The sequence below is a fragment of the Flavobacterium algicola genome (assembly GCF_022399565.1).
In the GTDB taxonomy this organism is placed as follows: domain Bacteria; phylum Bacteroidota; class Bacteroidia; order Flavobacteriales; family Flavobacteriaceae; genus Flavobacterium; species Flavobacterium algicola.
This window is the reverse complement of sequence record NZ_JAJTUT010000002.1, coordinates 479,496-494,744: the sequence shown is the minus strand read 5'-3', so window position 1 is coordinate 494,744 and position 15,249 is coordinate 479,496. Positions and strand designations below refer to the sequence as shown.

Below are 15,249 nucleotides of genomic sequence, written 5' to 3'. Positions count from 1 at the left end.
AGATTATTATTAATTTATCAAAATTGTTTTTAGAAAATGCGCGCATTGTATTTATTGAATTTTAATAAAATTTGGCAATTATTTAAACTTCATTTAAAATAGGAATAATATTCGTGACGTAATTTTGAACTCAAAAATTTCATGAAGTCAACTTTACTGCTGCTTACCCTCTTTGTCTTTGGTTTTACAATTATGTCTTTCTATCCTACTGGTAGCGAGTATCAAAATACGGAAACTTACATTCAGCAAGAATTATTAAGTTTTAGAGAACATTTACTCAAATTACAAACAGATACGCGTTTGTTTCAAGCAAATGAAATTACGCCCGAGACACTACAAGCTACACTAAAAAAAACTAGAAATTCGTACAAAGAAATCGAATTTTATATCGCTTATCATTATCCAGAATTTTCGAAAACACACCTTAACGCCGCCCCTTTATTTCATATCGAAGCTACAGGCACTGCTGCAAATACAGTACCACCAGAAGGATTGCAAGTGCTAGATGAAATAATTTTTTCTGACACAATAGGTGATGCAGAAAAAGATTTAATTGTAGAAACTGCAGCAATATTATATAATAATTTTAACGATTTTTATTTAAGTTCGAAAAAAAATGGTCTATCGAATGGAACTAATAAAACGATTCCACTGCGCCTAGAACTGATTAAAATATATACAATGGGGATCACCGGATTTGACACGCCAGGATCTTTAAACGTATTTGAAGAATCGATACACGCTTTATCTGGAATGCTTAACTACATTAGAGCAGAAGAATATTTTCGCTCTTACAACACCTCAAAAGCAGAGCTCTTATTACTTGATAATATAGATTACCTTTCAAAAAACAATAATTTCGATACATTTGATCGCATACAATTTTATAAAAATTACCTTCAACCATTGTATGAAGAAGTAGGAAAATGGGATAATAGAGCTGACGATTTAAAAAGCATTTCTGGCTGGAATATTAAAAATGTAAACTTTTTTAGTAGTGATTTTCTAGATCCTTATTCCTATACATTATTAAAGAAAGAAGAAGACAGTGATGCATTAAGAGCTTTGGGGAAAATGATTTTTTATGACCGCGATTTAAGCAATAATAATAAAATGAGTTGCGCTTCATGCCATCTACCGGAAAATGCTTTTACCGATTTGCAACCAAAATCGTTAAGTAATATAGAAGGAAGAACAGTTTTACGCAACTCACCGTCATTGTATAATGCTGTTTTTGCTAAAAGATTTTTCTATGATATGCGCGCCTTCTATTTAGAGCAACAAGTAGAACATGTAATTTATAACGAACAAGAGTTTAATACGAGTTACGGAAGCATTATAGAGAAATTAAACAAAAGCACCATTTATAAAAGATCATTTAAAAAGGCTTTTAAAAGCAGTAAAATCACCAAACAAAATTTTTCTAAAGCATTAAGTTCTTATGTGGCTTCCTTACATTCATTTGACAGTGATTTTGATCAATTTATGCGTAATGAAAAAGACATAAATGAAGATGCAAAAAAAGGTTATAATCTGTTCATGGGGAAGGCAAATTGTGCTACTTGCCATTACGCTCCACTATTTTCTGGCCTCGTCCCTCCATTTTTTAATGAAAACGAATCGGAAGTTTTGAGAGTTACTCGAAATCCATTGCAAGCAATTCCAATTGAGTTAGATCCTGATAGAGGTAGAATAATGAGTACAGTACAAAAAGAAAAATCATGGATTTATGAAAATTCATTTAAAACGATGACCGTACGAAATGCAGCACTTACAAAACCCTATTTTCACAACGGCGCCTTCTCTACTCTGGAAGAGGTTATCAATTTCTACAATGAAGGTGGTGCGGAAGGCATGGGAGTCGCAATTGAAAATCAAACCTTATCACCCGAAAAGTTGAATCTAAATCAAGTTGAAATTAACCAGCTTATTGCATTTATTAATACATTGACCGACATTAGTAAAACAAAAGAGTAATAACCTTTTCTTAACCACCTTAACAATCCCCTAATGTTTTACTAATCTTTGACGGCTTTATTTAAACCTGACATAACAGACAACACTTGATCAAAAAATAACTTTGTTCACACAAATAAAAACATACAACAAGTGAAAACAAAATTATTTTCAATCGCAACGCTTTTAGTGGCTACAAGTTCGGTCCTGCATTCTCAGACAGTTTTTAGTGAAGGTTCTTTATGGAAGTACGATGACAAAGGAGTACAGCTAGTAGACCAATGGAAAACACCAAGTTTTGATAATTCATCCTGGCTTTCAGGAAACGGTCCATTGGGTTACGGAGACCCCGTTACAACTACTATCACCAAACCATTAAACACAGCTTACTTTTCGAAAGATTTTAGTATAAATCTATCGGACTTAAGTACAACAATGGAATTGGGAATTATGAGAGATGATGGTATTGTCGTTTTCTTAAATGGTGTCGAAATTCTTAGAGACAACATGCCAGAAGGAACGATAACCTACGCTACAATTTCAAATAGTACGATAGATGGTGCTGATGAAAGTGTTTACAATATTTTCTCTATCCCTAAATCAAAATTTGTAGAGGGCACAAATAGATTATCAATCGAATTGCATAACCGAGGAGCAGGAAGTTCTGATTTAAGAATGGATGCTTATCTTAAAAACACAGCAACTGCAGTTGTTTTGCCTCCTATTGCCTCTTCTTGTACTGATGGAAATCACATTAGCTGTTTTACTTCAATCGTACCTACAGCACAAACTTCAAAATTAATTATTCCTTCAGAATTAACTTTTCAAATGATTATTAAAGAGGGGGATAATTATACCGAAGGCGGCGGATTTGTAGGAGCTCAAAATGATTTTACAGCTTTTGTAGCCAAAAAATCAGTTGGAGTAGCAAGTAGTACTGATGGTTATTTATCTATCAACCATGAAACAAATCCAGGAGGTGTTTCTATTGCAGAAGTAAATTTCAACGCTAATTCTAAACTTTGGGAAGTAACAAAATCTAGAGCAGTTGATTTTTCTGAGACTAGCTTAGTACAGACCATTAGAAACTGTTCTGGAGGAATAACACCATGGGGAACAGTTGTAACGGCCGAAGAGTCTGTGGCAGGTAATGACACCAATGGTGACGGTTACAAAGATTATGGTTGGTTAGTCGAAATTGATCCTGCTACTGCTCAAGTAGTTTCTAAGAACGCAAATGGAAGCAAAGGAAAATTATGGCAAATGGGAATTATGAATCATGAAAACGTGGTTATCAATAATTCAGGAACAATTGCTTACTACGGAGAAGATGGAGGTACTCATATGGTGTATAAATATGTTATGGATACTCCCAATGACTTATCATCTGGTGATTTATATGTTTTAAAATTAGATAATGGAATTACTAGTGGTAATCCAGTGGGTAAAACGGCTACTTGGATCCAGATACCAAATAAAACGCAAGCCGATCAGAACAATACAACAGCTCTGGCAGAATCGCTAGGAGGTACTCGTTTTAATGGAATTGAAGATATTGAAATTGGGCCCTTAGATAATAAAGTTTACTTCGCAGCAAAAGGTTTAGCTAAAGTATATCGTATGAAGGATGATGGTGCAAAAGCTTCTGAAGTTGAAGTTTTTGCAGGAGGATCATCAACTGTATATTCTTTTGAAACTGCAGACGGAATAAAATCTGAAACATGGGGCTCTGGAAATGACAATCTAACTTTTGATGAATTGGGGAACTTATGGGTATTGCAAGATGGTGGAAAAAATTATATTTGGGTAATTGCTCCAGATCATACTATAGCTAACCCAAAAGTTAGACTTTTTGCCTCTATGCCTATCGGGTCTGAGCCTACTGGACTTACTTTTACTCCTGATCATAAATTTGGATTTTTCTCTATTCAGCATCCGAGTGCTAGTATCGCCACTGATACAGATGCCTCAGGTAAAGTTATTGACTATAAAGGAAAGTCTGCTACCATGGTTATTGCTCTAAAACAAAATTTAGGTAAAGATACAAACTTAGGGATAATCGATAATAAGATTGAAAATGAGGTCATTGTAAATCCAAACCCTACAACTGGGTTAGTAACTATTAATTCAAGTAATTTGCAAAACTTAAGCGTCACTGCTTATAATTTATTGGGTCAGATTGTATTCCAAAAAAAATATACAGATGCTACATCATCGCTTGAACTTGATTTAACGAGACAATTGGAGTTATCAAATATTCTATTGTTACACCTTGAAGCTGATGGTTTTCAAAAAACTATAAAACTGCTTAAAAAGTAATTACTAATTTTATTATTAACTGCCAGCATATTCATGTTGGCAGTTTTTCTATTTATGAAAAAATCTATTTCACTACTTACTTTTGTACTTTATATTAGTACTGCCGCAGCACAAATTGACCCTATCAAATATCCAACTTATACTGATATTGAAACTGCTTTAAAGTCTGAACTTCCTGTTTACAGTATAAGTTTACGAGATAAAGGTTTATACAACCTTCCTCCTGACCTAATAAAAATGGAATCCTTATTTTTCTTGAATGCTATGGGGAATCATTTAGAAAAAATTGATCAATCAGTATTTACCTTAAGCAAATTGAAGTATCTAAATCTAAATGCCAATAATCTCACTTTTATTCCAAACGATATAGGTTCATTAAAAAATTTAGAGACTTTTTCGATAAACTTAAATAATTTAACGGCTATAAATGAAGAGATTACTAATCTTAAAAATTTAAAAGTTGTTCATTTTGAATCCAATAATTTAAGTAGTTTCCCTTCAGCTTTGTTACAAATTCCTACTTTAGAAGAGATTAATCTTCAGAGTAATCAGATAAGTTTTGTTTCTGATAGTCTGTTTAAGATTAAAAATTTGAAGTATTTAAATCTTTCCGAAAATCAGATTAATGATCTTGGTGCTATAAAATTACCAAAGCATCTTAAATATTTAGAGCTGCAAAAAAATAATATCGTAAAAATTCCCGAAAAGGTATTTAAAATTAAATATGCAGAATATATCAATTTGAGCAATAATGCAATCGTTGAGATTCCGAAAAATATAAAAGATCTAAAAAGTGTTGTCAGTATCAGTCTGGCGAACAATAGAATCACTACAATACCGCAGGAAATACAAGAGCTAGAGAATCTTAAGACATTAATTTTAACTGGTAATCCTATTGATATAGAAACCATTGAAAAAATAAAAGCTATGATTCCCAACGCAAATGTATATTTTTAATCGCAAAATAGATTTGAGAATAACAGTCCTACTCTTCCTCTTTAATAACTCCTTCGATAGTAGGTTTTGAACTTTCCTTTTTTGGACTCTTCGGCTTGGTAAAGTTGATATATTCTGGCGCTAAATCAGAATCTTGGAACTGGTCGATATATTGAAGTGGTTTATCTAATTTTCTATTATTGAATATTTTATTTACTAATTCAGTAAAAGTATCAAAATCAACCTCATAAGTAAGTCCAATACCCTGAGTGTATCCAATACCTTGACCTATGTAATTCACATCATTTTCACGATTAAAAAGACGTAAACTTAATGTCCCATCTTCATTTACACGGTACTGCACTTCTAGATTTCCTACTACAGCAGATTCATTTATTCCACCAAAAGGCACCCCAACTTTTCCGTTGATTGTAAATCGTTCATTAATTTGTGATGAAATGGTTGCGACCACTCTACCGTCTGTTTCTTGCCCTAAGCGTTTGTCTGCAGCCGTGTATAAGAAGCCCACTTTAAACTTATCATTATCGCTTTTAATAATTCCATCTAATAAACTCGAAGCTGTTTCAAAAAGACTTCCAGAGAAGTCAGATTGACTTACACCCTCAGAACTCAAGAAACCTCCAGAGGACAGAAGATATAATGCCTGAGTCTGTCTCACATCTTTGTCATTCAATTTATATTGAATTTCTGATTTTAACACATTACTCACAGTTGGGAATTCTATATTAAAATCAGGTTCTGGACTGGCTAAATCCCCTTTAATTCCGATCACCACATTTACTGGTACTTTGGTATTAAATGAGGAATTTTCTAGTAAAACTGCAGGATTTGCAATGGTGGTATAAACGGCTTCCAAATTTAATTGAGCACGCATTGGGTTTCCTTCCCAAGAGATAGAACCTCCTTTTCTAACATCAAATTTCTTATCGATTAGTCCACCGTATTTAAAATTATACGAACCCTCATATGCTTGGAAATCTCCCCACATATTAAACTTTCCTAAAGTGTTAATTTTGAATAATAAGGATCCAAAACCTTTACCTTTTATACCATGTCCAGAATTACGATCCAAAATCACCTCTACTTCAGCATCGGGGGTTATATCAAGGTCAAACTCTAATTCTAAACCTTTATAATTTCTAGAATTATCTACAATTCCCTTTTTGATATTACTTTTTTCTTGTGCTGTAATAAAGTGTAATAAGCTATTATTACTGACACTCTCTGCCTGATTGATTGGGATTTTTAGTGTAGAACCTTTTTCAGAAGTCGCGTCTACTTTAATAAAAAGTCCATTTGTAGGTCCCACTATAGTTGCAGAACCGTCAATAAAAGCAGTACCATAATAAGCTGCATCTTCACTATCTTCCGTATTTAGAACCAGCAAGCGTTTAGAACTGATATCTAAATTTAGTTTCCAGTCCATAAATTTATTGTGCTCGATGCTACCACGCAAAATTCCCTTGGTATCAAATTTAGAATCGGTAAGGACATTGTTTCTAAACAAGAATTTTTCATCTAATAAATCAATGATCGAACCCTCGCCTAAAGCATAATCAACATTAAGATAAGGAATCGTCATTCCAGCACTGTCCACAAATAAACGTCCACTTATTTTTGGTTTGTTTACAGTTCCTCCTACATGCGAATTACCCGTAATAAATCCTCTAATATTTGATAGTACTTCTCCCCCAAGAGGATTAAACAATCCAAGGTTAAACTTATCCAATTTCAGATCCAAATCAAGAGCTGTTTGGTTATTTACGATTGTGAAGTTTCCATTGGCATTAAATGATTCTAGATTTTCATTTTCTAAAAAAGAATTGATTGAAAATTTTTCTAAATTCTGATCTCCTTCTATGTCAAATTTTAAATTTCCTAATTCGGTATCATTGATATTTAAACCTGCTATTTCCAGGGAAGCCGTTGGCCTATATATATTGTTATTTTGGGAAAAATTAATTGCACCGTTCAGATTACCATTAAACACAAATTTTTCATCAGATGGAGTGATATTAAATAAATCGACATCTTTGAAGGTTAAATTTAAATCCTTATTGGTAGTTCCTTTAATTTTTCCTCTTAATACAATCTCTTGATCTTCGTGAGATAAGATAATATCATCGATGTTGAAATTTTTAAGAAGTTTATCAAATACAATTTGATTATTGTTCTCTTCCTTTTCATTCACGAACCACATATTGTCTTTAATTTTCATTTCAGATTTACTGAAACCAACAACGTTTTCATTATTTTTATTAATAGTATGGTATAAGTTTAAATTAAAGTAGTCATTCCCTCTTGAACCCCCTTTAAATTCAGATCTAAAGAATAGCGTATCTTTTACAGTGACGTTGATCAAACTAAAATCACGAATTTTATAATGTTTCGTTTTTATACTGTCTAATTCGATATAAGCATTATAAAGCGGATTTTTATTATCGATAGCTACACTTATATTATCAAAGGTATTAGATGCAGCAACGATTTGAGGGGATTTAAAATTAAGTTTAAATTCCTTAGAATCCGATTTTATATTCCCTCTCATCACAGTATTGGTGGCAATGGTAATGTCGGGGTAAAATAATTCGATAATTTTATTGTAAATAGTAAAGTTAAATCTCAAGAACTGTCCTTTATTAACAGCTTCTGGTTTAAAGTTGGTATACAAACTCCCCAAAGAGTTTCTAACTAGTTTTCCTAAATCTGCGAATTTGAACTTACCGATAATTTGCCCCTGAACAATATCTGGAGAATCAAGTGTTATTGTTCTGATTTTATCAGCATCAAAAATTGAATTGATCGTAAAGTCATCAAAAATGTAAAAATCTTTATCATTTTGGTACGAAGTATTTTTAATATAAATATTCCCTTGTAAGTTTTCAATTGTATTACCATCGACTTGAACTACTACATCTCCTTTAAAATTAGAGACGGTATCATTCACAAAATTCAACTTATGTAAATCGGCATTTCTTACATCTACATGAAAGTCATATTTACTGTCTTTTTTACTTAAATCTACCGATCCGTCAAAATCCATATTAAGATTCAGATCATTAACATTTACTTTCCCTCTATAATATGGTGGTTTAAAGTTTCCGTTAAGGGCTACATTTTTGTAATTGTATTTGTTATAGTAAATTTCAGAAACAACTCCCTTTACGCCGGTATCAAGATACTTTTCCGAAAATCCTACACCTTCAATTTCAACATCCATAGTTACCTTTCCTAGCGCTTTTTCTCCAAGCAAGATACCCATGTTAAAACCTTGAGTCATTATATTCCCGTTATAAGAAGCCTTATCAATAAAATCAATTTGATTAATACTCAAATCAGATTGTACTTTACCTATATCTGTAACCATAGAGAAATCAGCATCAAGATCGGTAGCGCTCCACTGCACATTTCCATTTATCGAGAAGTTACCCACTCTTTTCAGTTCAATAGGTAGCTTTTTACCCAATACGTTGGGAATCAATTTAACCAAACGGTCATAGGACGATGCTAATTTACTCAAATTGGCATCCATCAAAAAGCGTTGTTGTTTATTCCCCCAAATATTCTTGAAATTAATAGCTCCATATAATTTTGTATTATCGGAGTCGTATAAACTAATATTATTTAGAGATAGATTATTTAAAGTTCCTTCTAATTTGGTTGCCAAATTAAATTTTAAATCTTTACCTAAGTCTTTGTAAAAAGGTCGAATATCATTAGAAGACAATAATGATGGATAGATAACTCCATCAAATTGTACCTTATTATTAAAGTCAGCAAAATCTGCGATATCATAGCGCAAAGTCATGTCGGCTTTTATCAAAGACTCCTTTGTCTTAATATCTAAATTCTTAAGTACTATTTGTTTTTTACTGTAACTAAAAATAGTGTTTAATTCGGAAACGTATATCCCGCGGTGATCATAAAACGACATTTTTTTGATCACGGTATTAACCTCTGGTCCGTATAATTTAAACTTTACTAGCTTCAGATTCAGTTTAGTAAAATCAACGTCCTTTGGAATCACTCGATTTTCATCGGTCAATATAAAGCGGCTGTTTACAATTTCAGCATCGGTAGCGGTAAATAAGGTATGTTTATTTGATGGCTTGCCAGTGCTAAATGAATTAATAAAGACATTAATGTTTGAATCTTTTTCATCTTTATATGTCTTTAAGTTGAATAGTAAATTCTCCAATCGAATACCACCAAAGAATAAGTCACCCTCTACCAACTTATTTAAATCAAGAATATTTGTATTAACAATTTGACTATAAATTAATGTGTCTTTATGGTGGTCTCTTATAAGAACATCTTTTAATTTTACACCACCAAAAACGTTAATTTTGGCTTTTGACATAGAGATATCAACGCCAAAATCTTTATTTAGAGTTTGCGTTACGTAATTTGCAATTTTAGTTTGTACAAATGAGGTCGAAAGTGCTATAGCAAGTACTAGTAAAAGGATTACTAATCCGATTATGATACTTGAAATTATTTTAATAGTCTTTTTAATTTTCTTGTTTTTTATTTTTTTCTAAAAAATGGATATTGCACAGCGAAAGCTTCTGTCCTTTCACAAAAATTCTTTAATTTTGGCTGCGCCGTAAAATTAAAGAATTTAAATTTCGGTTCGTCAAATATAATTCAAAATTTGTCCCTTTTTATGCAAAATTCCGAGGTTTTTATTCTTGCCATCGAAAGTTCCTGTGATGATACCGCCGCCGCTGTTTTACAGAACGACAAAGTGCTGTCAAATGTTGTGGCAAATCAACTTATTCATTCACAATATGGAGGTGTTGTTCCCGAACTAGCATCAAGGGCGCATCAACAAAATATCGTTCCAGTAATAGATGCCGCTTTAAATAAAGCAAATATTCAGAAAGAACAACTCACCGCAATCGCATTTACACAAGGACCTGGACTAATGGGGTCATTACTCGTGGGAAGTTCTTTTGCAAAATCTATGGCAATAGCCTTAAATATTCCGTTGATTGCTGTCAATCATATGCATGCGCATATTCTTGCTCACTTTATACATGAGGAAGGATATGACAAACCCGAATTTCCTTTTTTGGCACTCACTATTAGTGGTGGTCATACACAAATTGTTAAGGTCGATGGCTTCTTTGACATGACTATAATCGGTGAAACTACAGATGATGCCGTAGGAGAAGCATTTGACAAATCAGCAAAAATTCTTGGACTCCCTTATCCCGGTGGTCCATTGGTCGATAAGAATGCCCAGCTTGGGAATCCATTAGCATTCAAATTTACAAAACCCAAAGTGGCCGGATTGGATTTCAGTTTCTCAGGTTTAAAAACAGCAATCTTATATTTCATTCAAAAGAAGAAATTAGAGAATGAGAATTTTATTATCGAAAACATGAATGACATTTGCGCTTCTATTCAATATACTATTATCGAAATTTTAATGGACAAATTAAAACTTGCTGTTAAGGAAACAGGTATTACTCAAATCGCTATTGGCGGTGGTGTTTCTGCCAATTCGGGAATTAGAAAAACATTGAAAGAAAGCGAACAAAAATATGGTTGGAAAACCTTTATACCAAAATTTGAATACACAACCGATAATGCTGCAATGATTGGAATTGTAGGTTATCAAAAGTTTTTATCCCAAAAATTTGAAACTGCCACCGTAGTTTCTAAAGCACGAATTCAATTCTAAATTATGCAATTATTTTACAATAGCGACCTTACAGAGACTACAAAAAACTTTTCTTTTGATAAAGAAGAAAGCAGACATATCATTAAAGTATTACGCAAAAGAGATGGAGACATTCTTCATGTAACCAATGGCCTTGGCCTTTTGTTTGAAACCAAAATCACATTGGCATCTGACAATAAATGTACAGTCGAAATTATATCATTAACCAAAAAAGAAGCCTTACCTTATTATTTACATCTAGCGGTTGCGCCTACCAAAATGAACGATCGTTTTGAATGGTTTCTAGAAAAAGCAACAGAAATAGGAATACATGAAATCACTCCTATATTGTGCGATCGATCAGAGAGAAAAGTTATTAATAAAGATCGCTATGAAAAAATAATTTTATCAGCATTGAAGCAGTCTAATGAAGTGTATTTACCTAAGTTAAATCCAGCAGTAACGTTCAAAGAATTTGTAGCTCAAGAAGCAAAGCGCGGTCTTAGATTAATTGCCCATTGTGAAGAAACTGATAAAAAAACACTTAAATTTGTATTAAAGGCAAATGAGGACGTAACAATGTTAATTGGACCAGAAGGAGATTTTTCAGAAAAAGAAATTCAGTTGGCATTAGATAATAAATTTCAAGCAGTGTCTCTTGGAGTTACACGATTGCGTACAGAAACGGCTGCAATGGTAGCTTGTCACAGTGTAGCATTCTTTAATGAAAATTAAATAATGCTTTGATAAGATGAAAAAAATATGTTTTATTTTTATTTTACTTACCTATTCTTTGAGCAGTTTTGCTCAAGAGCTTGCATTGTTAAAATATAGTGGTGGTGGCGACTGGTATGCAAATCCAACGTCACTACCCAACTTAATACAATTTTGCAATTCAAATATTGCGACCACATTAAAATCAAAACCAGCCACTGTTGAGCCTGGGAGCCCAAATATTTTTAGCTATCCTTTTGTACATTTAACAGGTCACGGTAACGTCGTCTTTAACGAAAATGAAATCAAGAATCTACAAAATTACCTCAACTCGGGAGGTTTTCTTCATATTGATGATAATTATGGTTTGGACGAATACATTCGAAAGGAAATAAAAAAAATATTTCCCAATATAGCTCTAGTTGAACTTCCTACATCGCATTTGATTTTTCAAAAACCATATTCTTTCCCAACCGGATTGCCCAAAATTCATGAGCATGATGGCAAACGACCGCAAGCATTTGGAATATTTGTAAAAGGTAGATTGGTGTTACTATATACGTACGAGGCTGATTTAGGTGATGGTTGGGAAAATGCCGAAGTAAATAATGATCCTGTAGCTGTGCGTCAGAAAGCATTAAAAATGGGTGCTAATATTTTGTACTACATTTTTAATAACTAAGCAATTTTGGACTGATTTTAAACTACATTTGAATCCATATAATTCAACTTATGATCACATCAAAAATTATTGCAAACGGAATAGTAAGAGCTGTTACTATTTTGGTAATATCATGTCTTGTTCTTTACTTTTTATATCAAATTCAAACAGCAATATTATATGTTGTGATTTCATTGATATTGTGCTTAATTGCTAGTCCAATTTTTAGGTTTTTACATGTTAGACTTAAAATGAGTAACACAGTAGCTACGGTATTTACCCTTCTGTTATTTTTGTCACTTTTAGTGGGTTTCATCCTCCTATTTGTACCTCTAATTATTTCGCAAGCTTCAAATTTATCGCTGCTCGATACTGATTCTTTACAAAGTCAATTCATGACTATCGAAAAAAATATTGAAAATTATTTCAGTCTTAACTCCATAGATTTTCAGGAACTTTTAAAGGAATCAAATCTCTCTTCCAAAATTAATTTCAATTATTTTACCAACTTTATCAATTCCATTTTAAATTTAATTGCAGGTTTTGGTATGGGGTTGGCTTCTGTTTTTTTTATCACATTTTTCTTTATGAAAGATCAATTGATTTTTAAGGAAAAAGCCAAGTTAATCCTCCCAGATGAAAACGAAGATAAAATTTTGAACTCTGTAGAAAAAATTAACAAACTGCTGACAAGATATTTTATAGGTTTATTGATTCAACTTACGGCAGTATTCATCCTTTACTTGATTGTACTTTTAATTTTCAACTCAGAAAATGCATTTATCATAGCGTTTTTGTGTGCTCTTTTAAATATCATACCATACATAGGACCAATAGTAGCGACTATTTTGGCAGCTATACTTACCTTAATTGGCGGAATTGGAAGTGATTTTAGAACCGAAGTTTTACCAACGACTATTTATGTAGTGATCGGATTTTTGCTTGTGCAAGTGATTGATAACAATATTAGTTCTCCAATTATATTTTCGAAAAGTGTAAAATCTCATCCCCTTGAAATATTTTTAGTTATCTTGATCAGTGGAATTACTTTTGGTGTCTTCGGAATGATTATCGCGATTCCGATTTACACTATGTTGAAAGTCGTATTAAAAGAGTTTTTCCCAAATAACAAAATCGTCTCTGTATTAACCGAAAATATTTAGATTTGGAGTCCCCTATTTTAAAATCCTCTATCCAAGAGTTTATCAATAATAGTTTAACAATTCCTTTGTCAAAATTGGCGTTGCAAAAAAATCCTTTTCCCGAGGTTGAATGGATTGATATTGTAAAGCAAATAGAGGCAAAAGCAAAATCTAAGGATAAGTTACCATTATGGTTTCAAACAGAGAGCATTATTTATCCTACCAAAATTTCGATAGAACAAACCTCATCAGAAAAAACAGCCCTCTACAAATCAACTCTTGTTTCAGGCGAGAGCTTAATAGATCTAACTGGTGGTTTTGGCATAGATGATTTTTATTTTTCGAAAGTGATACCGCAAATAATACATTGCGAAATTAACCCTGAACTTTCGAATATTGTATCCCACAACTTAAAGCAATTGCAAGTTTCAAATATTAAATGTTGTGTTGGTGACAGCAGAGAAACCTTATTGCATCTCTCTCAGAAATGGGATTGGATCTATATTGATCCTAGCCGTCGTAATGACGCCAAGGGCAAGGTTTTCTTGCTAAAAGACTGTTTGCCAAACGTACCTGAGAATTTGGATTTTTATTTTGAATACTCAAATAAAATATTAATAAAAACAGCTCCATTATTAGACCTTAGCTCTGCCCTGACGGAATTGAAAAATGTGAAAAACATTCATGTCATTGCACTTGAAAATGAGGTCAAAGAATTATTATGGGAGATACATAAGGAATATGTAGGTCCTGTTTCAATCAAAACAGCCAATTTATTAAAAGACAAAACAGAAGTCTTTGATTTTATATTAGGAGAAAATTCTAATGAGCCATTGATGGGAATGCCCAAGCGGTATATTTACGAGCCCAATAGTGCGATCATGAAATCGGGCGGGTTTACTGAAGTTGCTTTGAATTATAATTTAGAAAAGCTTCATAAACATTCCCACCTATACACTTCAGATGAATTGATTGATTTCCCTGGTCGTAGGTTCGAAATTCACAAGGTGGTTCCGTATAATAAAAGTGAAATTAAAACTGAGCTTTCAAATACAAAAAGTAACATTACTACCCGAAATTTTCCGGAGACAGTTGAGAATATTCGTAAAAAATGGAAAATTAAAGATGGTGGTACGACCTATTCTTTTTTTACAACTATTGAAAATAATGATAAAATAGTTTTAATTTGCAACAAAATACCATAAAACCAAAACATGAAAAACCTTTTTATCGCATTCGTTCTACTTATCAATACAGCTGTTTTTGCTCAGAAAGATTGTGAATACAGTGTCAATGTAACCGATTCATTAGGCGTATACAAACTAACAAATGAATACTTAATTTCAGAAAAAAACTTTGCGGGAAAGTCTGAGTATATATTTTGTTCCCTAGTTACTGATAATGGTTTTCCTAGTTTAAACATTCAGTTAATTCAGAAAAGTAAAGATTTTATGTCTGCCAAATGCTTCGACAAAAATTCTAAGTTATATCTTCAATTACAAAATGGAAAAGTGATTACAATGCTACATCTTGACAAGGAAAGTTGCGGTACGCTAATTCGCAATGTCGACGGAATTGATAGTAGATTAACAATGGGCACTTTTATGTTTATTAAAGGCTCTATTGAAGACCTCAAAAGCTCTCCAGTCAATTTAATGCGAATCAAATTTTTGACAAGTACCGATGATTATTTGGTAAAGAAAGAAGTTACCTCAGAAATGAATAAGAAAGTATATTTACCAGAAACTTACTTCATTAATTATTTGAAGTGTATTGAGTAAATCATTTACTAATGAACTCTATAATATAAAAAATCCGTCAAATTAGTTTTT

General features: G+C 32.6%; 10 protein-coding genes. 9 read left to right on the top strand and 1 reads right to left on the bottom strand.

The window, feature by feature from the left end; genetic code table 11:
• Window positions 1-141 precede the first annotated feature (141 nt).
• The 3 genes from LXH21_RS08875 (at window position 142) to LXH21_RS08865 (ending at window position 5,232) form a co-directional block, all read left to right on the top strand.
• Window positions 142-1,977: a cytochrome-c peroxidase gene (locus LXH21_RS08875; RefSeq protein WP_239864867.1), complete on the top strand. Its 1,836-nt coding sequence runs from the start codon at window positions 142-144 to the stop codon at window positions 1,975-1,977.
• 132 nt (window positions 1,978-2,109) lie between these two features.
• On the top strand, window positions 2,110-4,275 hold the full coding sequence (locus tag LXH21_RS08870) for an alkaline phosphatase PhoX (protein WP_239864865.1): 2,166 nt from the start codon (window positions 2,110-2,112) through the stop codon (window positions 4,273-4,275).
• 54 nt (window positions 4,276-4,329) lie between these two features.
• The gene (locus tag LXH21_RS08865; RefSeq protein ID WP_239864863.1) at window positions 4,330-5,232 is read left to right on the top strand and encodes a leucine-rich repeat domain-containing protein; all 903 of its coding nucleotides are present in this window, start codon (window positions 4,330-4,332) and stop codon (window positions 5,230-5,232) included.
• A 28-nt stretch (window positions 5,233-5,260) separates the two neighbouring features.
• On the opposite strand, the gene LXH21_RS08860 is transcribed toward LXH21_RS08865, so the two are convergent.
• Window positions 5,261-9,592, bottom strand: coding sequence for a translocation/assembly module TamB domain-containing protein (locus LXH21_RS08860; protein ID WP_239864861.1), 4,332 nt, complete (start codon window positions 9,590-9,592; stop codon window positions 5,261-5,263).
• 306 nt (window positions 9,593-9,898) lie between these two features.
• Between LXH21_RS08860 and tsaD the strand changes: the two genes are divergently transcribed.
• From tsaD to LXH21_RS08830, 6 genes are read left to right on the top strand one after another with little or no spacing between them, the layout of a single operon-like run.
• Entirely contained in the window at window positions 9,899-10,921 is a 1,023-nt protein-coding gene (gene tsaD / locus LXH21_RS08855) for a tRNA (adenosine(37)-N6)-threonylcarbamoyltransferase complex transferase subunit TsaD (protein ID WP_239864859.1), read from the top strand.
• A gap of 3 nt (window positions 10,922-10,924) precedes the next feature.
• Entirely contained in the window at window positions 10,925-11,635 is a 711-nt protein-coding gene (locus tag LXH21_RS08850) for a 16S rRNA (uracil(1498)-N(3))-methyltransferase (protein WP_239864849.1), read from the top strand.
• Window positions 11,636-11,651: 16 nt separating this feature from the next.
• Entirely contained in the window at window positions 11,652-12,296 is a 645-nt protein-coding gene (locus tag LXH21_RS08845) for a DUF4159 domain-containing protein (protein WP_239864847.1), read from the top strand.
• Between the two features lie 50 nt (window positions 12,297-12,346).
• Complete coding sequence (locus LXH21_RS08840) at window positions 12,347-13,438, top strand: AI-2E family transporter (RefSeq protein ID WP_239864846.1); 1,092 nt, start codon at window positions 12,347-12,349, stop codon at window positions 13,436-13,438.
• 2 nt (window positions 13,439-13,440) lie between these two features.
• On the top strand, window positions 13,441-14,622 hold the full coding sequence (locus LXH21_RS08835; protein WP_239864838.1) for a THUMP-like domain-containing protein: 1,182 nt from the start codon (window positions 13,441-13,443) through the stop codon (window positions 14,620-14,622).
• Window positions 14,623-14,631: 9 nt separating this feature from the next.
• On the top strand, window positions 14,632-15,198 hold the full coding sequence (locus LXH21_RS08830) for a hypothetical protein (RefSeq protein ID WP_239864837.1): 567 nt from the start codon (window positions 14,632-14,634) through the stop codon (window positions 15,196-15,198).
• The last annotated feature ends 51 nt before the right edge of the window (window positions 15,199-15,249 follow it).

Coding starts and splice junctions, on each gene's coding strand:
- LXH21_RS08875 (WP_239864867.1), top strand. CDS start 142: ATGAAGTCAACTTTACTGCTGCTTACCCTCTTTGTCTTTGGTTTTACA.
- LXH21_RS08865 (WP_239864863.1), top strand. CDS start 4,330: ATGAAAAAATCTATTTCACTACTTACTTTTGTACTTTATATTAGTACT.
- LXH21_RS08860 (WP_239864861.1), bottom strand. CDS start 9,592: ATGTCAAAAGCCAAAATTAACGTTTTTGGTGGTGTAAAATTAAAAGAT.
- tsaD (WP_239864859.1), top strand. CDS start 9,899: ATGCAAAATTCCGAGGTTTTTATTCTTGCCATCGAAAGTTCCTGTGAT.
- LXH21_RS08850 (WP_239864849.1), top strand. CDS start 10,925: ATGCAATTATTTTACAATAGCGACCTTACAGAGACTACAAAAAACTTT.
- LXH21_RS08845 (WP_239864847.1), top strand. CDS start 11,652: ATGAAAAAAATATGTTTTATTTTTATTTTACTTACCTATTCTTTGAGC.
- LXH21_RS08840 (WP_239864846.1), top strand. CDS start 12,347: ATGATCACATCAAAAATTATTGCAAACGGAATAGTAAGAGCTGTTACT.
- LXH21_RS08830 (WP_239864837.1), top strand. CDS start 14,632: ATGAAAAACCTTTTTATCGCATTCGTTCTACTTATCAATACAGCTGTT.